Below are 22,878 nucleotides of genomic sequence, written 5' to 3'. Positions count from 1 at the left end.
TCCGGACATTCAGAACAAAAACTTACCCTACTAATGGTGCTAAAACCTTATCCAGTTCGTGCAGCTTAACCATGTTAGGGCCATCGCTCAGGGCATTATCAGGGTCGGGATGCGTTTCTAAAAAATAGCCATCGGCTCCAAAAGCCTTTGCTGCCAGCGCCATCATGGGCACAAAAGTACGGTCGCCGCCGGTTTTTCCTCCTGCTCCGCCCGGACGCTGAACCGAATGGGTACAATCCATACAAACCGGGTGGCCAAAAGCTTTCATATCGTAAATATTCCTGAAATCGACAGCTAAATTATTATAACCATACATATTGCCCCGCTCGGTTAATATTACCTGGTTATTGCCGGCTTCAATAACTTTTTGAGCCGGATAAAACATATCATGCCCCGAAAGGAACTGGGCTTTTTTTACGTTGACAATTTTACCGGTTTGGGCAGCTGCAACCAGCAGATCTGTTTGACGGCATAAAAACGCGGGGATCTGCAATATATCAGCAACCTCGGCTACAATAGCTGCCTGGAATGGCTCATGAATATCTGTGGTAACCGGTAAACCAAAACGCTGCTTAACATTCATCAGCATTTCCATGCCTTTCCCTAATCCCGGGCCGCGGTACGAATGGATTGAAGTACGGTTCGCTTTATCAAATGACGATTTAAAGATCACCGGCACATTGTATTTCTGCCCGGCTTCGGCTACTTTTTCGGCAACAGTATATAATAACTCCTGGCTTTCCATTACACAGGGGCCAAGAATAAAGAACGGCTTTTGGCTTATTTGTTCAAACAGCATATTGTTAGGATCTATTTATCAGCCACAAAGATGATGATTTTTTTGAGAATCGTACAGAAGGGCCATTTCACTCCCGGGCAAACGCACATAAATAGGGTTAACAGGGTTAACACTTTTTTAAAATATTACTTACAAGATATTCATAATCAAATATTTATTTTTTTGAGGGGTTACACTACGCTAATGTTTTTGAGTGCTTAGGCAAGTCCGAATATTTAAATGTTGGCCCTGTACTTCTCCCCCTTTTTATCTAAAAATAAAAATATTAAAAAATTTGCGTAAGTGATTGCTTACATATAATTTTGTAAGCAATCACTTACATATTATATTTGATCTAGATGAGACGAGATGTTTTCCAGGCCATTGCCGATCCAACCCGCAGGGATATCATTAACCTGATAGCCTTTAAACCCATGAACCTGAATGCCATAGCGGATAACTTTGATGTGAGCCGCCCCGCTATATCCCAGCATATAAAAATTTTAACCGAATGCGGTCTTATAGCCATTAAGAAACAGGGCCGGGAACGGTATTGCGAACCCCGGTTGAAACAGCTTGATGAGGTAGCTCAATGGGTTGAGCGCTACCGCAAGGTTTGGGAAGAAAAATTTGACGCGCTCGACAATCTGCTCGAAGAATTAAAAAACAATGACAAACCTTTAAAATAATCAATTATGACGAAGCAATTCTGGATCAATCTGCCTGTAAAAAATGTAAATGTATCAAAAGAGTTTTTCAGCAAACTCGGCTTTCGGTTTAATTCGCAATTTGGTAACGGTCCAAATTCTGCAGCCATGCAGGTTGGCGAAAAGGATGTTACAGTAATGTTTTTTGACGAAAGCACCTTTAAAGGTTTTGTTGAAAACTGCGGTCTTGCGGATACGGCTAAGGGAGTTGAAGTTCTGTTGTCTATCGACGCGGAAAGCAAGGAAGAAGTTGATGAACTGGCTCAAAAGGCTATCGAAGCCGGTGGCAAAAGCAATCACAAGCCCCGGGAAATGGATGGCTGGATGTACGGCTGCCTGTTTACCGATCCTGATGGCCATAGCTGGAATGTGCTGCACATGGATATGAGCAAAATGCCAGGGAGATAAAAAATCATTTTGTCGCTAATGCCCCCTTATCTCGTCGTTTTTGGACACTATTAGTCCTTGCCAGGGCAGGTAACTTTGAGATATCGAAAGCAACAAATTTTTAATCAATAAAAAACAGAAACCATGGCAACATTTAAAGCAACCCAGAAAGTAACTCCTTTTTTATGGTTTAACGGCAACCTTGAAGAAGCGTTGAAATTTTATACGTCGGTATTCAAAAACTCCGAAAGCGAAGTAAGCTCACTTACCGATCCAGGTAATGGCCGTAAAATGTTAGTTGGAACATTTCGTATCGAAGACCAGCAGTTTTTAGCGCTGGATGGAGGACCGATGTTTAACTTTTCGCCGGCTACTTCCTTTTATATAAACTGCAAAACCCAGGAGGAAATTGATTACCTGTGGGAAGCACTGCCCGCAGGCGGCGGCAAAACCAATCAGTGCGGCTGGCTTGATGATAAATTTGGTGTTACCTGGCAAATTGTTCCTGAAGTTATGAGCGAGTTACTTTATAATAACGAAAATCCTGAAAAAGCCAAAAAAGTTATGGCTGCCATGATGAAGATGACCAAAATGGACATCAAGCTTTTGCAGGAAGCTAACGATAACGATTAATCAATTACCTAAATAAAAACACCATGATCACCACAAAAAATCAAACAGAAATTAAGGCCGAACCCGGCAAGCAGGAGCTTTTTATAACCCGCGAATTTGAAGCACCGCGTGAGCTGGTTTTCAGAGCTTTTACCGATCCTGAGCTTATTGTTAGATGGCTGGGCCCACGCGAACTTAAAATGCGCATAGATCAATTTGACTGCCGTAGCGGAGGCGCTTACCGCTACATTCATACCGACCCTGCCGGTAATGATTATAGCTTTCATGGTGTTATCCATGATGTAACCGCCCCTGAACGTATCATCCAAACATTTGAGTTTGAAGGATTGCCCGAAAGTGGTCATGTTACCTTAGAAACTACCCGATTTGAAGCCCTTCCTGATAATAGAACAAAAGTAACCGTTCAGTCGGTTTTTCAATCCGCGGCAGATCGGGATGGCATGCTGCAATCGGGTATGGAACGGGGCGTAAATGATTCGCACAGCCGTTTGGATGAACTGTTTGAAGCAGGGGAAATTATTTGAAAGCTAAAAGCAGAAAGCACAAAGCTTAAAGCTAATTTTTAACGCAATTCATAATATCCTGTTATTGCGTACCCTTTCCTGATTGCTTCAAGTATCGTTTTCATTTTTTCCTGAGCTGCGGTTGAACTGATCTCATGCTTCATCACCATCAGACATTTGCGGCACAGGCAATCAGGATAGGTTAAGCGGATATAATCGCGCTCCAGGTCGGTAAAGCTGATGCCCTGGCACTGGCACAACAGGATGCTGCCTACTTTGCATTCAAACGGCTCTTTACACCGGGGGCAGTATTTATTTTCATGCTTTGTCATATTAAGTATTTAAATCCGGAGGCCTCTGAAGGTGAAATGACAAAAGAGGGCCTGTCAGTCTGAGCCCGTCGAAGACTCGCGCGCAGAGGCCCTTCCCACCATGCTTCGATAGGCTCAACATGACACCCTTTTTTTAATTATACCTATAAAACTATTGTGTACCCGTAAGGATACACAGTAGTTTTTTTTTATTTAAGCAGTTACATTGCTGATAACATTTTCGCGGACAGCTTTCGCGGCTTCAACCATTTCTATTAAGGCTTTTTGGGTTTCATCCCATCCCCGCGTTTTTAAACCACAATCGGGATTTACCCAAAGCTGGGCATCGGGTATTACCGCCTGGGCGCGTTTGAGTAAACCGATCATTTCCTCCCTGTTGGGTACGCGGGGCGAATGGATATCATATACACCGGGGCCAATTTCATTAGGATACTTAAAATCGGCAAAAACATCCAGCAGCTCCATTTGCGAGCGCGATGTTTCTATCGTGATCACATCGGCATCCATATCGGCTATGCTTTTAATGATGTCATTAAACTCCGAATAGCACATGTGCGTGTGGATCTGTGTACTGTCCTGAACGCCGCTTGCCGAAATCCTAAAAGCTTTAACCGCCCAGTCGAGGTAATTTGCCCTGTCATCCCTGCGGAGCGGTAATCCTTCGCGAATGGCCGGTTCATCTATCTGGATGACTTTGATACCTGCGCTTTCCAGGTCACAAACTTCGTCACGAATGGCCAAAGCTATCTGCGTACAGGTTTCGGAACGGGGCTGGTCATTGCGCACAAACGACCATTGCAAAATAGTTACCGGGCCGGTTAACATACCCTTCATCCATTTTGAGGTTAGTGATTGCGCATAAGCCGACCATTTTACCGTCATAGGCTGTGGCCTTGATACATCGCCATAAATAACCGGTGGCTTAACACAGCGGCTACCATAGCTTTGCACCCAGCCATTTTGTGTAAAGGTAAAACCGGCCAGTTGTTCGCCAAAGTACTCAACCATATCATTACGTTCAAACTCGCCATGTACCAGCACATCCAACCCTATTTCTTCCTGCCATTTTATAGCCTTTTCAGTTTCGGTAGCTATCAGTTTATTATACTCCCCCAGGGTTATCGCGCCTTTTTTTAATTGGGCACGCCAGCTTCGTACTTCGGCCGTTTGCGGGAACGAACCAATAGTTGTGGTAGCAAAAAGCGGCAGGTCAAGCAGTTGCTGCTGCTGTTCTTTCCGTGCAGGAAAAGCACTTATACGCTTTGCATCATTTTCGGTGATGGCGCTTACACGCTGTTTAACTGCTGGGTTATGGATCAGTGCAGATGTTCGGCGGGCCTCGTTTGCCTGCCGGTTTTTTGCCAGTTGATGCAGGCTGCTATCGCTCACCACATCTTCCGATAACTTGCTGAGCAATACCACTTCGTTTATTTTCTGCCGCGCAAAAGCCAGCCACTGTTTAATTTCAGGAGTAAGCACTTCATCGTTGGTTTCATTTTGCAGATCGCATGGCGAATGGATCAATGAGCATGAAGGGGCTATCCAAACGCGGTCGGCACCTAATTTATCCTTCGCATTCTTTATAATGACCAGCGAGTTAACAAAATCATTTTTCCAGATATTGCGCCCGTCAACAACACCTAAAGAAAGGATAGTTTTTTGGGGCAGATGCTCCATTACTTCATTCAATTGCTGAGGCGCCCGCACTAAATCGACATGTAAAACATCAACAGGTAAAGTTGCCGCTAATTGAGTGTTATCGCCCAGGCGTTCAAAATAAGTTGCCAAAACTATCTTCAGGAAAGGAAATTCTTTCCTCAATTGCTTATAGGTATCTTTAAATACCTCCTGTTGTTTTTCGCTTAAATCAAGCGCTAAAAACGGCTCATCAAACTGGACCCATTCGGCACCCAAAGCTTTAAGCTTATTCAGGATATCAAAATAAACAGGCAGCAGATTTTTGATCAGGTCTATCCTATCGAAACCAGCCTCTTTCTCTTTGCCCAACAACAGGTACGATACAGGCCCGATCAACACCGGCTTGCTAACGATGCCCAATTGTTTAGCCTCATAAAACTCATCGATAACTTTGGTGGAGAAAAGTTTAAACTGCTGGTCTTTATAAAACTCGGGTACTATGTAATGGTAATTGGTATCAAACCATTTGGTCATTTCCATGGCTACCACATCCAATCCATCTTTTTGATAGCCGCGGGCCATAGCAAAATACAGATCGAGCTCGGTATTGCCTTTTTGACTGATCACTTCATGATAGCGTTTAGGAATAGCGCCAAACATCAGTGAATGATCAAGCACCTGGTCATAAAATGAAAAATCATTTGATGGGATGAGGTCGATCCCGGCTTCTTTTTGCAGCAGCCAGTTCTCTTCCCTGATGTATTTACCCACGGTAAGCACATTTTTTAAGCCCGTTTTGCCTGCCCAGTAGTTTTCGCAGACTTTTTTTAATTCGCGCCGGCTACCAATACGCGGGTAACCTAAATTTTGCGTTAGCATTCTTTTAATTGATTAAATGAATAAATCGGTTAAAAGCCCTTTCAGCTAAGCTTCGCAATACTTTGTTGATATGTAAAAATGGAGAGAATATATGGGCACAGCCCGTCATAACGGGCCATGGACCCAACAGGCAAGTAATCATAACCCAGACCAAAGCTTCACACCGCGAAAGCATTGTCAATTCAGTATTAGGCAGGTCTCCTGACTTGTAACATTTTTGCCGTCCTTCCCATCCCTGTTTATCAGGACAGTGGACATTACTGGCAAAAACCTTTGTGTTACTTACAGTTGCGCGACAGTTCGTGATTTACACACGATTCCCTATTAATCTACAATTAAGTAAAACCTATACCGGTTGATGAAGTAAAGTAAAGAACTTATCGGGGCAAATATAATGATATGCCGGCTGAATATTCAGGTTATTTTATTGGTGAAATTGTAGGCTATATCATGGTCAATAAACGCGTAAACCTATAAAGCGTTGAATTGTACCGTCCTTATGTATCATCGTAAAACAGGTGAAGCCGATAATTAATTACCGGCTTCACCTATTATTTAAGGCGATATCATTCAGCTTATACAGCTACCTCAGCATTTAAAATAACAGCCGCTTCTTCTTGTTTTTGGTGCGAAGCCCTCGCTTTGATGAAAAGCACCAGTGTAACAACAGCCAGTATCGCGAACGATAAATAAGCGGTTCCTAATAACTGCTGATTTTTGATGGCCATAATATTTACAATGCCGTAGCTAAAAAATGAAGTGATAATATAAAGTGAGCCGCCGGTCACGCCGCTTGCGATACCCGCATTTTTTGAAAACCGGCCTAAACAGTAAGCAAATATATTATTGAATATAAAGCCAGATAATAGGTGGACCAATGCTGTAAATGCCATCAGCGTAAATAAATTTGTTTTAATCCCTGCTGTAAACACCATTAAAGCTGCAAAGCCTAATTGCAGTGCAAGCGCTATCGATACTTTTTTGATAAGCGGTTTCCTGATGAGGGTTTTTGAAATAATACCGCCCGCCATCAATGATACCCCCGAAAGCAGCGAACAATAACCGGTTACCACAGGCGACAAATGAAATACATGCTCAATTATAAAAGGGCTGCTCATACCATACACCACCAGCATGGCATAGCTCAGGGAGATCAGGATGAGGCCCAGGGAAAAATCGCGGGTTTTAATGGTAGCCAGGTAAACCTGCAGAATACTTTTAGCTTTGAACGGGTGATAATTTTTTAATGATTCGCCACCGTATACCAGCTCTAAAACAAGTAGCGAAAGAGTGGCTATTCCCAGGAAAAGGAAATTGGATTCCCAGCCAAAGGCAGCTTCAAGGTAACCTCCGATAAAAGGCGCTACAATAGGCGCGGTTGCCCAGATGATAGAAAAAAGGCTGGTATAATGTTTAAGCTGCTCGCCCGAATACATATCTACAAAGTATGCCCTCTTCCCTACTACAATAAGCGCTACCGTGATGCCCTGCAAAATACGCATTGCATAAATAAGCTCGATATTATGACAGATAGCTATGACAAAACTTGCAAATGCAAACACCAGTAAAGAGACAGTACCGATACGGTACCGGCCAAAGCTATCGAGCAAGCTGCCAACAAACAACTGACTAACGCCCGAACTGATCATAAACGCGATGAGCGAAAGCTGAACGGCCGAATTATTGACAGCTAATTCCCTGGCCATAGAAGGTAGGGAAGGTATATAAATATCAGTTGCAAAACCCGAAAGCGGGATCAGCGCGAACGCTAAAATTGTGCTGATGCCCCTGTGGTGTTCTTTTATAAGTTTCATAGCTTAACGTTAAAATTTACAGATCGTAAAAACAGTATTGTGATTCGTTTTTTATTAAAACAAAAGTAGACTAATTGGTTTATTAAATAAAACCATTCAGTCTATTTTTAGCCATATTTACATTACTATGTCAATCGCTGCTTAGCCGGCTTATAAATACACATATTCATAAGATCAGTGTAAAAAAAAACACCCTAAAGTTATACAATCACAAAACGAATATGAAAATAAAACACTAACTAACAGCTATTTACAAATAATAAAACACTCAGTTAATTTCAACCAGCCAATCAACGGCCTTTATTTTTTTAAACCATTTAGTCTATATTTGCATAGTAAATAACTGAAGATGAGCAAAGGCGAGCAAAAAAGGCAATTCATTATTGAGCAGGCAGCGATTTTATTTAATGAGAGGGGAATTGCCGGCACTTCGGTTGATGAGATACTTGAAGTTGCCAATACCAGTAAGGGATGTTTTTATGGCCATTTTGAAAGCAAAGACGAACTGGCACAAGCCGCTGTTGATTACCTTTTAGGAAAACTAAACGACAGGAGGAACAACACAGTAAGCAAACATAAAACTGCCATTGCCAAGATCAATGCCGCTTTAGACAACAGCAAAAATCCATTGAAAAGCTATATTGAAGGCGGCTGCCCGATAGTTAATTTTTCGACAGAGACGGATGATACTAACCCGGCCATCAAAAAAAAGTTAAAAGACATGGTTGATACCGCTATAACAACCTATGCCAATATTATTCAGGACGGAATTAGTAATGGAGAACTCTCAAACGCCATAAACCCCGTTGAATTTGCAACCCGGATGATGCTTTCGATAGAAGGAGGCAACGCGATCTGCAGGGTATTAAACAGCACAAAACCAATGCAGATCATGATCAATAGCCTGAAAACTGAACTGGCATCATATGCCCTGGAAAAAGCATAAACACACTACGGCTTCGCGATTGCTTCATTGATCAATTGTTCGGCCTGCGCACTCCCTGGGCCGGGAGCGTCAAAACTGAGCATTTTGCCTTCTTTATCAATCAGTATATATTTTGGAATTGCATAGGCTATGTATGATTGTGCAACTGTACCGTCTTTGTCATAAAGCTGCAGCCAGTCCGGCTTTTCTTCTTTGAGTGCATTTCGCCATTCCTTTTCTCCGTCATGTACGGCAATACTGACAAAAGCAACCTGCGGATTAGTTTTAAACTTGTCGCTTAGTTTTTTATATGCGGGCATTTCCTGGCGGCAGGGCCCGCACCAGCTGGCCCAAAGGTCAATATAAATAACTTTTCCTTTAAAATCGGCCAGGTTAAAAACCTTGCCACGGTCGCTGGGCAAAGTAAAAGCCGGGGCCGGTTTCCCAATTTGTACCTGCATCAGCTGGAGCTTTTTTTCGGTAAAATTCCCGGCGACGTTATTTTTTAAAGCCGGGTTATTAATTGCGTCAATGAATACGCGCATCTCCTTTTGGGCTATATTCAATTTTTCAAGAGAGTTAGCACTACCAATTCTTTTTTCAACGTACCGGTTTAGATAATAGTCCCTTACCTTGCCGGTAAAAAGCTGTTTGATTTTGCCAAGTGTGTACCCGGGCTGCTTCACCGATGCAGAATCGCGCAGCAGATCCAGCCGCTGTTCATAGGCATAATAAAGGGGCAAAACCCATGATTTATAGTCTTCTGATACTAAATATTCGTCATGCGATATACCTTTTGAAAATGCTGAAGGGGTATTTTTTGATACCAGCTCCCTCATCTGCGCCACATTGTATTTACTCAAATCAAGGTGTTGAAGCAGCATGTAAAAATTTAAGCTTTGATTATCTAAATCAATCATTTTCTTAAACGTATTGAAATATTGATCTTGCTTTGCCGGCTTGTTAAACACAACACTTAGTAACGAGTCTTCCAACGTTTTGCTTTTTTTAAGGAATTGGATTAACTCATCGGTCTTTAGTTCATACCACGCTGTCTTGTCGTTCCGGGCAACCAGGATTGAATCTAATTTTACACGGTATTGATTGGTTTCGGCACCTATACCGGTTATCTTTTTAGTTTTCGACAGGTTGACATAATCAATAGCGTCACCGGTTATATGGAGATCATAACCCGGTGCCACATAGATCCGGTTGATTTGAGTGTTGTTTTGCTGGATGCTGGTGCGTTGAGGCTTGGCTATTTTGTACGTTTTTAAATAAAACTCGCCCGAATCATTAAGCCTGATGGTATCCATAAGAAGTTTACCGTTGGCATCTTCAAAAAAGACCTTCAACATTTTTTCGGCCGAATTGCTGAGCTTTCCCTGTATAACAAGTGGCTGAACCGGGTTTTGAGCTACCCCCCTGCCGATAAAATAAAATGAAAGCAGGAACAGGATCATTTTTTTCATAGATGTAATTGGTAGGTTTAAACAAATATAAAGCTCAGCAGCTTATTTCAATACAACTTCGGGATTTAGTTTGCATGTTATCCCAACCCGGAGGCAGACCGGACCAACGATGGTTCAAAAATGAAAACATAGTTCCATCAGCCTTGCCGATCATAAAAAATTAAAAATTATTATAAAATGCTAAATCGATTTATTATATTAGTCAAACCAATTTATCTACTTAATGCAAGCAGGGAAAACCAACCTGACCATCACCAATTAATCAATGAAATCTTCATGAAACACCTTCTGATTCTAACTTTATCTCTAACTATCATTCTCTCATCACAAAACAGTAATGCCCGGCCTCTTCATAAAACCGCAGAGGAAAAGACGTGGAATGCGCAATGGATCTCCGTGCCCGGCATCACCGGGAATGAATACGGCATTTATTATTTCCGTAAAAACATTGAGCTGACCAACAAACCGGCCGGCTTTGTCATTCATGTATCGGCAGATAACCGTTACAAATTGTATGTAAATGGCACATTGGTATCATTAGGCCCCGCAAGGGGCGATACTTTTTACTGGAACTATGAAACCGTCGACCTTGCGCCCTATCTCGTAGCCGGTAAAAATACCGTAGCTGCTTTAGTGTGGAACGAAGCTCAATACCGCCCTGAAGCCCAGATCAGTGTCCGTACCGCCTTTATTATACAAGGTAATTCAGCAGCCGAAGAGATCCTTAATACCAATAACACCTGGAAAAGCATTCAGGACAAAGGTTATCAGCCCATCTGGGGTTATTTTGCAGCCAGCACCGGCGAAATGGTGGACCTGAATAAAAGCATGATGAACTGGTATTCGTCTAACTTTGATGATAGCAGCTGGCCAAAGGCAGCTAACCTCTTCGGCGGGCAATTAAAGGGCCGGTGGGATGGATTCGGATGGCAATTGGTACCATCCTCAATTCCGCACCAGGAATTAATTTATGAGCGGATCCCCGTTGTACGTAAAGCCTCCGGGATAGATGTTCCCCCGGTTTTTCCGGGCACTAAAACGCCGCTTACTATTCCTGCAAATACTACAGTTACCATGCTGCTTGATCAAACACATCTTACCAATGCCTATCCTACCATTAATTTCAGCGGTGGGAAAGATGCCGGGATCTCTTTAAGTTATGCCGAATCGCTTTTTGATAATTTAAGCAAATATGGCATGCGTAAAGGCAACCGTAACGATGTGGAGGGCAAGGATTTTTCGGGCAGAAACGATAGTTTGATCTCCAATGGCAGCAAAGGGCAATCATATACTACGCTCAACTTCCGCACCTTTAGGTACATCCGCTTAATTGTGCATACACAAAACGAGCCTTTGGTTATTGATGACCTGTATGGCACCTTTACCGGGTACCCATTTAAACAACGTGCCGTTTTCAATACCGATAACAAGGAAATAAAACAAATGCTCGATATCGGCTGGCGTACCGCCCGTTTGAATGCGTTTGAAACCTATACAGATTGCCCTTATTATGAGCAGCTGCAATACATCGGCGATACCCGCATCCAGGCCATGATATCCTACTACTATAGCGGCGACGACCGGCTGGCCCGCAATGCCATTAACCTGATGGACCACTCCCGTTTAACAGAGGGCGTTACCCAAAGTCGTTACCCTACGCATGATACCCAAATTATTTCAACTTTCTCATTATGGTACATAGGGATGCTGCACGATTACTGGATGTACCGCAATGACAGTAATTTTATTAAGGATAAGCTGGATGGCGAACGGGCAGTATTAAAGTTTTTCAGCCAATACCAACAAGCTGATGGCTCATTAAAAAATACCCCTTACTGGACTTTTGTGGATTGGGCCAGCGGCAAAAACTGGGATATAGGCTCGCCGCCAAAAGGCACCGACGGCAGTTCGGCCATTATTGATTTGCAATTACTTTGGGCTTATGAGTGGGCTGCTGCTATGGAAACAAAAATGGGCATGCCCGGTTACGCCACTTTATACAACAAAGAAGCTGCTAAGCTTAAGCAAACTATTCAACGCAAATATTGGGACCCGGCAAAAATGCTGTATGCCGATACATGGGACAAGAAACAATTTTCGCAGCATGCCAATTCATTAGCCATACTTACAGGCATGGTGAAAAACGCAGATCTGCCTGTGTTATCTAAACGATTATTAAGCGATACCTCATTGACCCAATGCACCATTTATTTTAAATATTACCTGCACCAGGCATTGGTAAAAGGTGGTTTAGGTAACGATTATATGAATTGGCTGGATATCTGGCGCGAGAATATTAAAATGGGCTTAACCACCTGGGCCGAATATTCCGATCTTAAATACAGCCGTTCAGATTGCCATGCCTGGGGAAGCAGCCCCAACATTGAATTCTTCAGGACTGTTTTGGGTATTGACAGCTATTCGCCCGGATTCAGCAAGATCAGGATCGAACCACATTTGGGAACAATGACAAATGTGAGCGGCGAGATCCCCCATCCTGATGGCAAGGTTGCAGTAGCTTATGTTTTAGAAAATAACAGATGGAAAATAAAGGTCAGTTTACCGAAGCACACATCCGGCGTATTGGTTTGGAAAGCAAAATCATACCCGCTTAAAGGCGGTGAAAATGTGATGGTTATTTAAGAAACTCGAAGAAGCTATTTAAAAACGATAATTTCCAAATGTAGAGACGCATCACATGCGTCTCCCGCATGCAATTTACGCATGCTCGCCCCTATTGAATGTGGCTTGTCCTACGAGAGACGCATGTGATGCGTCTCTACAAAAAACATTTATTTTATTCGTTTTTAAACAACCTCGAAGACTTACGAAGTTTTAGAAACATCGTAAGTCTGGTTTTTATTAAGATCTTTAATTGAGCAAATGCCTTTCGTCCTGCCTTAAAATCATTTGTTCCCTGGCGCTTAGCAGCACCATAATAAATAATCCAAGTAAAATACAAACAACCACACCAAAATTGGCTGTAAGTATACTTGAACTTACATTTCTTTGTCCGCTTTGCAGCAGGCGGTTGCTCTCGCCAACCTGTATCGCTATCAGTTGATCAAGCGATTTAAGGGCCTGATTAAAAACATACTCTGCATTATTCAGGCCAGCTTCCTGCTGCTGCAGATCACGCAATTGCACACGAAAGGTCTTCCATTTTGCTGATTCTTCGCGTGTTAATTGAGTTGCCTCATATTTCTTTGCTAACGCTTCTATAGCTGCATAATTACCATTAATTTTTACCTGGACATCTGCACCAGAAACAGCTGCCAGTTTATTTTCATAAAGCCTGTTGCTTATTTCATGCACAAACGTTGTCGGCAGCAGGCGGTCCTTCATAATGGATGTCAACGTTTTATCCAATTCTTTAACATTGTCCCGACCATTCCAGTTGGCTAATAAAAGCATGGCAGTAAGCACAGCTAAGGCCAATACCATTCTTGCTTTATTTTTTATAATAAAAGCCCGTTTCATAACAGTAAATTTTTATTAAAGGTAAGATACAAACTGAATATTTACGAAATATCCATCTTTACAAATGCTTCGCATTTACCCGTTAATATATGGCCTTCCAATTCAATCACCCTTTTAATCCGGACGATGAACCCCTGATCTGGAGGTTGGTTTTAAGAATTATGGAATGAGAAGCGGTACTAACTCCCTTGGTATTAAGCTTTTTGAGTAGCACGGTGATCACATTATCGGCAATTTCTTCAACCGGCTGAGCTATGGCGGTTACCGGGGGCGAGTACAGTTTAAAAACGTCATAATCATCAAACGATATAACGGCCATATCCCCGGGCACTTTAATACCCAGCGTGTTAAACACTTTTAACCCGCAGGTACCTACGTGGTTGGTGCCAAAAACTACCGCGTCGAGCTCCTGATGTTTTTTAAAAAACACAGTCATCGGCTTAATGATCATTTCTTCGTCCTGGTTAAAAACAATCTCTTTAACCACCGGAGCAAAACGGCTTTCCTTCAGCGCATCCTTATAGCCCTGCATCCGGGCCAGCATTTGTGTTTGTGACGATGCAAAAGTAACGAAGCCTATATTTTTGTAACCCTGTTGTATTAAGTGCCTGGTAGCATTATAGGTGCTGAAAAGATTATCAACCTCGACATAATCGGTATTTACTTTGGGTAAATGCCTGTCGAACATTACCACCGGCAAGCCATCCTTAAGCAGCTGTTCTACATCGTCTTCAATACCTTCGGGCGGGGCAATAATATAGCCATCCACATGCCTGTCGCGGAACATATTGATCAGTTCCCTGGTTTTTTGGGTGTCATTATCAGTACTGCAATAAATTATTTTGTAGCCGTTTTTATAAGCCCTATCCTCAATAAGCCGGGCTATGCTGGCAAAAAAAGGGTTTGAAATATCTTCAACCATTAAACCAATGGTATTTGATTTACCGGTACGCAGGCTTTTAGCCAGGGAATTAGGTTTATAACCCACTTCTTCTACATATTTGGTAACACGCTCTACCAGGTCTTCACCTATCCGTTTTTCCTTTGCACGCCCGTTCAGTATAAACGATACGGTGGTTTTAGAAACCTTTAATTCATTGGCGATATCAACAATCGATAGTTTTTTCAATGGCTTATAATTGGCTAAAATCAAATATAAAATATAATCGCTTAATAACCATGATTTATTAAGCGATTATCGGCCAAAATATAAAAATAAATCGATTAAGCTAATTTGCTCATATTCCTTTTTTATTCAGTTTAGGATAACTGATCCCGAACAAAAATATCACCATATAACAAATGATAGGCAGGTAATAAGCCGTAGCAACATTGTGATTAGCGATGAGGCCCATAACAGGCGGAAACAATCCTCCACCTACAACTCCCATTACTATAAATGATGACGCGTTTTGCGTTTGTGAACCTAAATTTTTCAACCCCAGGCTAAATATGGTTGGGAACATAATACTGAAGAAAAAGTTGATGAACAGCAATGCAACAAATGATACCACGCCAAATCCCTGTGCTACAATAACACACATCAGGATATTGCCCAGAGCAAATATCGCCAGCAGTTTGTTTGGCGCTATGTAACGCATCAGGAAGGTGCCAATAAAACGGCCGGCCATCATCATCACCATGCTTAATGAAAAATAATAGCCCGCGTGTTCATCGGTTAAATGCATGATCTCGTGACCGTAGTTAATGAAAAACGCCCAGGTGCCGCCTTGTGCTGCCACGTTAAACAGTTGAGCTATGGCCGCAAAAACGAAATGCTTTTTTTTGAACAGGCTTTCCGGAATATGTCCTTCGGCAGCAACAGCGTATGAATCCGTAGCTACCACATGTGGATCTTGTAAAGGGGGCACTTTTAAAAATGAAAATGCTACACCAACTAATGCTATCACCGCTCCTATCACAATATACAGGTGTTTAACAGATATCAGGTCGTTAGAATGCTCCTGCCCCCCTTTTAAAACGAAATAGCCGCCCAACAGCGGACCAATAACGCCGCCGACACCGTTAAATGCCTGCGAAAAGTTAATACGCTGGTCGCTGGTACGCTGATCGCCGAGAGAGGCAACAAATGGGTGGGCCACGGTTTCGAGCGTAGCCAGGCCGCAAGCCAGGATAAACAAGGCAATCCGGAAGAAGTCAAACGATTTAGCATCAGCCGCCGGAACAAACAGGAATGCACCTGCAGCATAAAGTCCGAGGCCTAAAAGCACACCGTTTTTATAACCGAACTTTTTCATGAACATACCTGCCGGGATGCCCATCACCGCGTAAGCGCCAAATAATGATAACTGTACATACGCCGAACGCGATTTTGAAACGTGTAAAACATTTTGAAAATGCTTGTTTAATGTATCGCCAAGGGTCATGGCTATGCCCCAGAGCATAAATAAGGAGGTTACAAAAATGAGTACGACAAGGAACTTACGTTCGGTAAATTTGGGTTTGGTATCCATTGTGCAGGTTTGTTTGTTAATTGGACCGGTAAATTAGTTTAAAACTTCAAGGTACCAAAGGCTTATTATTACTTTTCCGTTATTACCGGATCATTATAAGGCTGTACCAATAGTTTCAGCTTATCCTTGCCCAGCAAGGCTGCATCAAATTCAATCCTGATATCTTTTGATTCGCCCTTCATCAGCGAAAAATAGTTATCATTCATTATTGCCGGCAGTATCTGTTCACCCGTGCCGGCTTTTGTTGCCTGTACGCGAATGGCAAATGCGGCCGCCTTTGATGAGGATGGGTTGCTGATCTTTGCATCCACATAATACCTGCCGTTAATTAGTTTTATGGTTGATGATACCTTCAGGCTAACCTTTGACAGTTGATTAAGGGCGGTAAAATCTGTGCGTTTATTACCCCGCCAGTAAAAATTATCTGATACCAGTTTTCCGTTTTTATCAATCAATCTTAGTTTGATGAAATGAACATCCGTAAGACCGCTGCTTTTCGGCGCGCCGCCGTACACCTCAAAATCCCAAAGCGAGTAGCCCCAGCCCGAGCCACGCTGCAGCCCGTACATGCGCACGTACCGGCCTTTTACTTCATCAAAGGTAACCTGTTGAACACCGACATGCCCATCGCCGCTTTCATAAACATCTTTCCAGCTTTTAGCATCGTCAGATACCTGGATCTTGAAAGCTTTACCATATGCCTCCTCCCAATTCAATTTAACACCGTTTATCTCTTGCTCCCTGCCAAGATCAACATAGATCCATTCGACATCGCTGGAGTTACTAGCCCACCTGCTTCCCGAATTACCATCCGTTACAGAACCGGCCTCACCCATGGTGGTTGATGATGCAAATGCTGGTTTGTTTAGTGCCAAATTTTCGCGGTTATCAGCAAAAGCCATGGCAAAGCAATTCAGCGCTGTATTCGATGGCGCATCGATAGTTTTTGACTGGCTATATTGTTTTACGATCTGTCCATCGCTGTTATAAACATCGGCATAAGCAATGAGGCTGTTTTCGTCGGTACTGGTGGTGTTGATCACTTTAATAGCATTATTTACCGGGTTCCATTGAATGTGCACCGGTTCGCAGGCTTTTTTAGCTCCCCAGTAGGCACCGGTGAGGTCATAATAGTAATCATAGGTTTGCCACACCAATGAAGGATAGGCCGACTGGCTCATCCAGGTCATAATGCCCGATGCATCTTCCCAAATGTTATCTTCCCAGCCTTCGTACATGGCTTTATTGGTTTCGATGTTCAGCAGCTGGGCTTTGCGGCAATAATCCTCGATACCTGTAGGCGCACCGTAACGGTTTTTAATACCATCGTCGTACCTGTCGGGCCCGGCATTACCTGCGGATGGGCCAAAGAAATGCAGGTTCCACATCTCGTTCCGCGGCCACCATTTGTCCTTCGGCATAAACTTTTTAAAGCTGTCGAAATTGGTAAACACCGCCGTACCTATCTCACTACGCAATCCCCAACCCTGATTACCGCCAAAGCCATTAGGAAAACGGCTGAAATACCAGCGCGGTTCAAAGTTAGTCCACGGACCGCTACCTGTTAGGTTACCGGCATGCGAGTTAGGTTGATAATACCTGTCGTTACCATCGTAAGCGCTAATGTCTTCGCGAAGCCAATTATTTAGCGGAGGTAAAGGCTCGCCCTCATTATCACCGCACCAAATGGCAATGGAAGGGTGATTTCTGAACCGTTTTATTTTTTCGATGGCGTTAGCATTGAAAGTATTTACGTCATTAGGCAGGTTAGGGATAGAGTTAAGCCAGAAATCATCCCAAATCATGATGCCGTATTTATCGCAGGCATCATAAAATTCTTCATCCGTGGTTGAGCCTATCCAGTTGCGGATGATGTTAAAATTCATTTCCTTATGCAGACGCACTTTGGTATCATACTCGTCTCCCCGGCAACGCAGCATATACTCGGCCATCCCCCAATTGCCGCCCTTTAAAAATACTTTGGTGCCATTTACATATAAATGCAATACATGGCCTACGGTATCATAGCTGTATTTTTTGATGCCGAACCGGATCTGTTTGCTGTCAGATAGTTCATCGCCAAGCTTCAGGCTTAAGTTACAGGTGTACAGGTTGGCATCGCCATAGCCATTGGGCCACCACAGTTTTGGGCCGTTGATCACCAGCTGCGAAAAATGTTTTGGGTCGATTTTTACCTCTGCATTGCCGTTAGCACCCACAAATACTTTTTGGGTAAACCGGATATTTCCAGGATTAATAACACCGGTTAAGGTCCCTGTTTGAAAAGTATCTGTGCTGTTTTTCACCCCAACCGAAACCGATACTTCAGCCCGGGCGGTAGTAGGCACATCTGTACGAATCCAGGGATCATTAATGGTAAGGCTACCTGTGTTGCTCAGGTAAACATCATCAGTAATGCCGCTGTTGAGACCCGGTACATAAGGCATCCAATCCCAACTGGCGCTGGGTATATATGTTGGACTGGCATAATTTACCAATGGGTTCAGCGGACAGTAAACCAAAACAGCCAGCGTATTTGCCCCTGTTTTATTTAAGAGTTTCGTTACGTCATACATACCCCGCTGCATAAAACCGTCCAGGCCGCCTATCTTCTTCCCATTCAGGTAGATCTCGGCTTTGCGGTTAATACCTTTGAAATTAAGCCAGATTTTTTGTTTGGTAAAATTGGCGGGAGCATTAAACTCAGTACGGTACCAGAAATTGCGGTCGTACTTCTTTTTATCAACCTTATAAATATTATCGCCGAAATTGGGATCCTTTTCCAAACCGGCTGCTACGTATGATGAAAATACAGTACCAGGTACAATAGCCTTTACCCAATCAGTAGTGGCGTAACCGTTTTTGTAGATGTCAAGACTATCGGCTCCCAGGTCGGCCTGGGCTTTTACTTTCCAGGTGATTTGTTTATTGGTGTTGTTGAGGTAAAAGATTTCCTGTGCTGATGCCTGGTTGAACAGCAGTATCACCGAAGTAAGTAATAGAATTGACTTTTTTATTTTGTAAATATTGACCATAAAATCGTTTTAGCGGATATTCTAATAATTCTTAAAGTAACCGTCATTGTGAGGAACGACGCAATCCCTGATTTGCAGATCGGCTCTGTATAGTTTGGGATTGCTTCGTTCCTACCCATGACAACTTAAAACGGGTGTCATGCTGAGCCTGTCGAAGCATGGTGGGCAGGACTCTGCGCGCGAGTCTTCGACAGGCTCAGCATGACAGGCCCTCTTTTGTCATTTCACCTTCAGGGGGCCTCCGGATTTAAACAGTCGCAATGACGTTTTCCATATTCTTCTTAATTTTGTTATTGAGCTTTTGAAAGCGAAAACGGTCTATCTTCAGAACCAATGCCACGGTTCATGGCCGGTTTATCACTCATTTCAAAGTGTAATACGCCGCCGTTCATAATATCAGCATGGCTGATCCAGTTATGGGTATAAAGCTTGCCATTCAGTGTCGCCGACTGGATATACACGTTCTCCTTGTTGTTATTATTAGCTTCTATCACGAACTTTTTGCCATTTTCCAAAGCGATGGTCATCTTTTTAAATAGCGGACTGCCAATTACATACTGATCGGTACCGGGGCAAACACTGTAAAAGCCAGCGGCACTCAACACAAACCAAGATGACATCTGGCCTTCATCCTCATCGCCGGGGTAACCGTTTTCGCCGGCGTTATACATTTTATCCATCACATCGCGCAAATGCTGCTGGGCTTTCCAGGGCTGGCCGGCATAGTTGTACAGGTAAAGCAAGTGATGGATAGGCTCGTTGCCCTGCGCGTACTGACCCATTTTAAATTCGGCCATCTCTGTCATTTCGTGGATCACCTGTCCGTACCCTCCTACTTTGATAGTTCCAGGCTCTGTAAATACTGAATCAATCTTAGCGGTAAAATTTTTTTCGCCGCCCATCAGGTTGATCAAACCCTGCGTATCCTGAAAAACAGACCAGGTCCAGTGCCAGGCATTACCTTCGGTATAGGGGCCACCCCAATCCATGGGGTCAAAAGGTTCAATCCAATTACCTTGCGCATCTTTCGCGCGCATGAAACGGGTTTTGGTATCAAACAGGTTTTTATAATTGTACATCTGCCGGGCAAAAACATCTTCATAAAATTTATTGCCGGTGAGTTTAGCCAGTTGATATCCGCAGAAATCATCGTATGCAAACTCCAGCGTCCAGGCAGTTGAACCAAGGGTTTGCGGTGTAAAAGGCACATAACCATTGGCATAATATTCCTTCCAGCCAGGGCGACCATTGGCACTGCCCCACGGACCTTTATTGGTAGCTTCATGATAATAAGCCTCCAGGGCTTTTTTGGGGTCGAAGGTGCGGATCCCTTTTACCCAGGCATCAGTTAACAGGGATATGGCATGGTTACCCAGCATCCCTCCCGTTTCACCCGGGAACGACCAGGCCGGCAACCAACCGCATTGCTGCTGCGCATCAAGCAGCGCATTTACAAGCCTGCCTTCCATTTTGGGGTGCAACACCGTATTCAGCGGGAATTGGGCACGGAAAGTGTCCCAAAAACCATTATCGGTATACATATAACCATCATGCACCTTGCCATCGTAAGGGCTATAATAGTATGGCTTTCCGTCTTTATTATATTCAAAAAACTGGTGTGAGAATAGATTGGCGTGATACATGCACGAATAAAAAGTCGCCTTCTGATCTTCCGTAGCCCCCTCAATGGCCATACGGCCAAGCAACTCGTTCCATACTTTATCAGCAGCTTTACGGGTGTCATCAAATGATTTGTATTTACCCAGTTCAGTTGTCAAAGTAAGTTCGGCCTGCTCCGGGCTGATATAGGACGAAGCTACTTTGACTTGTACCGTTTCGCCATCTTTAAATTTGATATAGGCCCCGATACCTTCGCCCTCTGCCGATCCGTTCTTTTCAGAAAGGATATTCTTTTTATTTTCCCAGGTTCCATAATCGGTAAAGGGTTTATCAAAAATAATGACAAAGTAATTCCTGAAATCTTTAGGGGCCCAGCGGCAGTTGTTTACGTAGCCTGTTATCTTCCGCTCGGCCGGGATGATTTTTACCCCGCTCATTTTAGTGTAGCCATCTAAAACAAGATAGGAGGCTTTACCTTTCGGGAACGAAAACCTCAGGTGCGCTCCCCGTTCGGTCGGCGACATTTCGGTTGTAATATTATTATCAAGTTTTACTTTATAGTAACCTGGTTGAGCGATCTCGTTATCGTGGCTAAATGATGCCGCCCGTTCATCTTCATTAACAACCAGTTTACCGGTAACCGGCATCAGCGAAAACACCGCATAATCGTTAACCCACGAACTGCACTGGTGCGATTGCTGAAAGCCGCGGATAGTATGTTCAAAGTACTGGTATTTCCATCCATCGCCGTTTTTGCCGGTTTGCGGTGTCCAGGTGTTCATGCCGAAAGGCAGCGAAGTAGCCGGATAGGTGTTACCGTACGAGAACTCATATTTGGTATTGGTGCCCTGTCGGGTATTCACATACTTAACAAGGTTAGCCTCCTGCGCAAACAGGTTTCCGGCATACATAAGCGCAACTGCGCAAATAAGCGAACGTATTTTCATTGGGTTATATTAAACACTAATTCCATTCGTGCTCCTCAATTCGAGCCTATTCGTGTTCATTAAACTTTACCCTGATAAATCTTGGCCTGTACAGATTAGGGTATTTCTTCAGATCGTTTAAAAAATCAACCGAGTTAATGTTATAACTGATCAGCAGTTCACCGGGCTTTGATAAGCTTGGATGCGCCTTGGCATTATAAACCACAAACGTTTTGGCAATAAGATCAGGCTTGCAATCCCATAATTTAATGATCGGACCAAACGGACCTACCGGGCTTGCACCTATCCGCATCCCTACGGATGTGGTCATCCCGCCTACCTGGAATATCAGCGCGTAACGCCCATCCGGCAGCGGGCTAAAACTTAACTCATTTGATACGCTGCTGGTTATATTGGCAACCTGTTCCATATCGCTTACCCAGGCTTTGCCATTATAGAAAGTCCACTTACTATAATTTTCAAAATCCCCGGGCAGTACACGGGCAACCATCAGGTTCTTGGCCATGCCACGTACCCCATAAACGTAAATATAGCCATCGGGCTTTGGCGCACCGGCTTTTTTGGTATTTACGTAAATCCCGGCACCAAACGAGCCGCTTTCCCCTTTCTGATCTACCAGGTAAAACGGCGTATCCATTTGTTTAAGGTCTTTATAAGGAGGTTTACTGTTTGCCGGGATCTTGATGAGCGTATTGCCAACTTCCCTGAAACCAAATGCTTCGTTGCTTACGTTATGCACCCTGTACCCAAAAATATAGATGTTGTTATTCAATGCCTGATTTACAAAGCCATCGCCAAGCCAGTAGTAATCTGTAGCTCCTGTTTTAGGTGTATGGGGGATAAAAATCGACTCCGGTTTTCCTTTAGCATTTTTATCCCAGTAAAACTTCATCTGTTTATCCAAAGGCTCATTGCCTTTTAGTTCAGCTACGGCATTGTGGATCATGGTGGCCCCCGGAGCCATAGTGTTATCACGCACCGCGCCTATCATGCTATCGCTGAAAATAAAAAGCACTTTATCGTTATGTTTTGCCTGGCCGGTCTCCTTCCCATTCAAAGGGATAGTATAAATACCATCGCCCCCGAACCAGCCCGAATCACGCTTTAACAGGGCCGACCATTCCGGTGCGGCCTCTGCCTTAAATTTAATATCGGTAAGATTAACAGTGTCAGCTTTTTGCGCAAAGGCTCTATTGGTTAAAACCAGGCCCAAACAAGCTAAACAAACAAGGGTAATTTTCTTCATTAAATAAT

General features: G+C 43.4%; 17 protein-coding genes and 1 riboswitch. Of the genes, 6 read left to right on the top strand and 11 right to left on the bottom strand.

Going from position 1 to position 22,878, the window contains the following annotated elements; genetic code table 11:
• Window positions 1-22: 22 nt before the first annotated feature.
• Window positions 23-799 carry a 3-deoxy-8-phosphooctulonate synthase gene (gene kdsA / locus ABID99_RS08855; protein ID WP_354483621.1) on the bottom strand — a complete coding sequence of 259 codons (777 nt, stop codon included), beginning with the start codon at window positions 797-799 and terminating at the stop codon, window positions 23-25.
• A 338-nt stretch (window positions 800-1,137) separates the two neighbouring features.
• Between kdsA and ABID99_RS08850 the strand changes: the two genes are divergently transcribed.
• The 4 genes from ABID99_RS08850 (at window position 1,138) to ABID99_RS08835 (ending at window position 3,029) form a co-directional block, all read left to right on the top strand.
• Window positions 1,138-1,467: a metalloregulator ArsR/SmtB family transcription factor gene (locus ABID99_RS08850; RefSeq protein ID WP_321559459.1), complete on the top strand. Its 330-nt coding sequence runs from the start codon at window positions 1,138-1,140 to the stop codon at window positions 1,465-1,467.
• Between the two features lie 6 nt (window positions 1,468-1,473).
• On the top strand, window positions 1,474-1,893 hold the full coding sequence (locus ABID99_RS08845; protein WP_373613472.1) for a VOC family protein: 420 nt from the start codon (window positions 1,474-1,476) through the stop codon (window positions 1,891-1,893).
• Window positions 1,894-2,016: 123 nt separating this feature from the next.
• Window positions 2,017-2,505, top strand: coding sequence for a VOC family protein (locus tag ABID99_RS08840; RefSeq protein WP_112652982.1), 489 nt, complete (start codon window positions 2,017-2,019; stop codon window positions 2,503-2,505).
• Between the two features lie 23 nt (window positions 2,506-2,528).
• Window positions 2,529-3,029, top strand: a complete 501-nt coding sequence (locus tag ABID99_RS08835; protein ID WP_373613471.1) for an SRPBCC family protein — start codon at window positions 2,529-2,531, stop codon at window positions 3,027-3,029.
• Window positions 3,030-3,067: 38 nt separating this feature from the next.
• Here ABID99_RS08835 and ABID99_RS08830 read toward each other — a convergent pair whose 3' ends face one another.
• From ABID99_RS08830 to ABID99_RS08820, 3 genes are all read right to left on the bottom strand, one after another.
• Window positions 3,068-3,340 (bottom strand): cysteine-rich CWC family protein, encoded by a 273-nt coding sequence (locus tag ABID99_RS08830; RefSeq protein WP_373613470.1) that lies wholly within the window; start codon window positions 3,338-3,340, stop codon window positions 3,068-3,070.
• Window positions 3,341-3,532: 192 nt separating this feature from the next.
• Window positions 3,533-5,857, bottom strand: a complete 2,325-nt coding sequence (gene metE / locus ABID99_RS08825; RefSeq protein ID WP_373613469.1) for a 5-methyltetrahydropteroyltriglutamate--homocysteine S-methyltransferase — start codon at window positions 5,855-5,857, stop codon at window positions 3,533-3,535.
• A 173-nt stretch (window positions 5,858-6,030) separates the two neighbouring features.
• A riboswitch (cobalamin riboswitch) is annotated at window positions 6,031-6,222 on the bottom strand.
• A 210-nt stretch (window positions 6,223-6,432) separates the two neighbouring features.
• On the bottom strand, window positions 6,433-7,671 hold the full coding sequence (locus ABID99_RS08820; RefSeq protein ID WP_090527298.1) for an MFS transporter: 1,239 nt from the start codon (window positions 7,669-7,671) through the stop codon (window positions 6,433-6,435).
• A 349-nt stretch (window positions 7,672-8,020) separates the two neighbouring features.
• Here ABID99_RS08820 and ABID99_RS08815 point away from each other — a divergent pair, with 349 nt between their 5' ends.
• Window positions 8,021-8,617 (top strand): TetR/AcrR family transcriptional regulator, encoded by a 597-nt coding sequence (locus ABID99_RS08815; RefSeq protein ID WP_090527295.1) that lies wholly within the window; start codon window positions 8,021-8,023, stop codon window positions 8,615-8,617.
• A 5-nt stretch (window positions 8,618-8,622) separates the two neighbouring features.
• Here ABID99_RS08815 and ABID99_RS08810 read toward each other — a convergent pair whose 3' ends face one another.
• Window positions 8,623-10,068: a TlpA disulfide reductase family protein gene (locus tag ABID99_RS08810; protein WP_090527292.1), complete on the bottom strand. Its 1,446-nt coding sequence runs from the start codon at window positions 10,066-10,068 to the stop codon at window positions 8,623-8,625.
• A gap of 276 nt (window positions 10,069-10,344) precedes the next feature.
• On the opposite strand from ABID99_RS08810, the gene ABID99_RS08805 reads away from it, so the two are divergent.
• Window positions 10,345-12,711 (top strand): alpha-L-rhamnosidase C-terminal domain-containing protein, encoded by a 2,367-nt coding sequence (locus tag ABID99_RS08805; protein WP_373613467.1) that lies wholly within the window; start codon window positions 10,345-10,347, stop codon window positions 12,709-12,711.
• Window positions 12,712-12,939: 228 nt separating this feature from the next.
• Here ABID99_RS08805 and ABID99_RS08800 read toward each other — a convergent pair whose 3' ends face one another.
• The 6 genes from ABID99_RS08800 to ABID99_RS08775 form a co-directional block, all read right to left on the bottom strand.
• The gene (locus tag ABID99_RS08800; RefSeq protein WP_176627380.1) at window positions 12,940-13,548 is read right to left on the bottom strand and encodes an MCP four helix bundle domain-containing protein; all 609 of its coding nucleotides are present in this window, start codon (window positions 13,546-13,548) and stop codon (window positions 12,940-12,942) included.
• A 106-nt stretch (window positions 13,549-13,654) separates the two neighbouring features.
• Entirely contained in the window at window positions 13,655-14,677 is a 1,023-nt protein-coding gene (locus tag ABID99_RS08795) for a LacI family DNA-binding transcriptional regulator (RefSeq protein WP_373613466.1), read from the bottom strand.
• Between the two features lie 109 nt (window positions 14,678-14,786).
• Window positions 14,787-16,022 (bottom strand): L-fucose:H+ symporter permease, encoded by a 1,236-nt coding sequence (gene fucP / locus ABID99_RS08790; protein WP_373613465.1) that lies wholly within the window; start codon window positions 16,020-16,022, stop codon window positions 14,787-14,789.
• 68 nt (window positions 16,023-16,090) lie between these two features.
• On the bottom strand, window positions 16,091-19,057 hold the full coding sequence (locus ABID99_RS08785; protein WP_373613464.1) for a discoidin domain-containing protein: 2,967 nt from the start codon (window positions 19,055-19,057) through the stop codon (window positions 16,091-16,093).
• A 290-nt stretch (window positions 19,058-19,347) separates the two neighbouring features.
• Window positions 19,348-21,624 carry a GH92 family glycosyl hydrolase gene (locus ABID99_RS08780; protein ID WP_373613463.1) on the bottom strand — a complete coding sequence of 759 codons (2,277 nt, stop codon included), beginning with the start codon at window positions 21,622-21,624 and terminating at the stop codon, window positions 19,348-19,350.
• A gap of 46 nt (window positions 21,625-21,670) precedes the next feature.
• Window positions 21,671-22,870: a hypothetical protein gene (locus ABID99_RS08775; RefSeq protein ID WP_373613462.1), complete on the bottom strand. Its 1,200-nt coding sequence runs from the start codon at window positions 22,868-22,870 to the stop codon at window positions 21,671-21,673.
• Between the last annotated feature and the right edge of the window lie 8 nt (window positions 22,871-22,878).

The sequence above is a fragment of the Mucilaginibacter sp. OAE612 genome, from assembly GCF_041806395.1.
Taxonomy (GTDB): Bacteria; Bacteroidota; Bacteroidia; order Sphingobacteriales; family Sphingobacteriaceae; genus Mucilaginibacter; species Mucilaginibacter rubeus.
This window is presented reverse-complemented; position numbering and strand designations above follow the sequence as displayed.

What these genes read in the sequence shown, in the direction of transcription:
- kdsA (WP_354483621.1), bottom strand. Translation starts at nt 799, where the DNA reads ATGCTGTTTGAACAAATAAGCCAAAAGCCGTTCTTTATTCTTGGCCCC.
- ABID99_RS08850 (WP_321559459.1), top strand. Translation starts at nt 1,138, where the DNA reads ATGAGACGAGATGTTTTCCAGGCCATTGCCGATCCAACCCGCAGGGAT.
- ABID99_RS08845 (WP_373613472.1), top strand. Translation starts at nt 1,474, where the DNA reads ATGACGAAGCAATTCTGGATCAATCTGCCTGTAAAAAATGTAAATGTA.
- ABID99_RS08840 (WP_112652982.1), top strand. Translation starts at nt 2,017, where the DNA reads ATGGCAACATTTAAAGCAACCCAGAAAGTAACTCCTTTTTTATGGTTT.
- ABID99_RS08835 (WP_373613471.1), top strand. Translation starts at nt 2,529, where the DNA reads ATGATCACCACAAAAAATCAAACAGAAATTAAGGCCGAACCCGGCAAG.
- ABID99_RS08830 (WP_373613470.1), bottom strand. Translation starts at nt 3,340, where the DNA reads ATGACAAAGCATGAAAATAAATACTGCCCCCGGTGTAAAGAGCCGTTT.
- metE (WP_373613469.1), bottom strand. Translation starts at nt 5,857, where the DNA reads ATGCTAACGCAAAATTTAGGTTACCCGCGTATTGGTAGCCGGCGCGAA.
- ABID99_RS08820 (WP_090527298.1), bottom strand. Translation starts at nt 7,671, where the DNA reads ATGAAACTTATAAAAGAACACCACAGGGGCATCAGCACAATTTTAGCG.
- ABID99_RS08815 (WP_090527295.1), top strand. Translation starts at nt 8,021, where the DNA reads ATGAGCAAAGGCGAGCAAAAAAGGCAATTCATTATTGAGCAGGCAGCG.
- ABID99_RS08810 (WP_090527292.1), bottom strand. Translation starts at nt 10,068, where the DNA reads ATGAAAAAAATGATCCTGTTCCTGCTTTCATTTTATTTTATCGGCAGG.
- ABID99_RS08805 (WP_373613467.1), top strand. Translation starts at nt 10,345, where the DNA reads ATGAAACACCTTCTGATTCTAACTTTATCTCTAACTATCATTCTCTCA.
- ABID99_RS08800 (WP_176627380.1), bottom strand. Translation starts at nt 13,548, where the DNA reads ATGAAACGGGCTTTTATTATAAAAAATAAAGCAAGAATGGTATTGGCC.
- fucP (WP_373613465.1), bottom strand. Translation starts at nt 16,022, where the DNA reads ATGGATACCAAACCCAAATTTACCGAACGTAAGTTCCTTGTCGTACTC.
- ABID99_RS08785 (WP_373613464.1), bottom strand. Translation starts at nt 19,057, where the DNA reads ATGGTCAATATTTACAAAATAAAAAAGTCAATTCTATTACTTACTTCG.
- ABID99_RS08780 (WP_373613463.1), bottom strand. Translation starts at nt 21,624, where the DNA reads ATGAAAATACGTTCGCTTATTTGCGCAGTTGCGCTTATGTATGCCGGA.
- ABID99_RS08775 (WP_373613462.1), bottom strand. Translation starts at nt 22,870, where the DNA reads ATGAAGAAAATTACCCTTGTTTGTTTAGCTTGTTTGGGCCTGGTTTTA.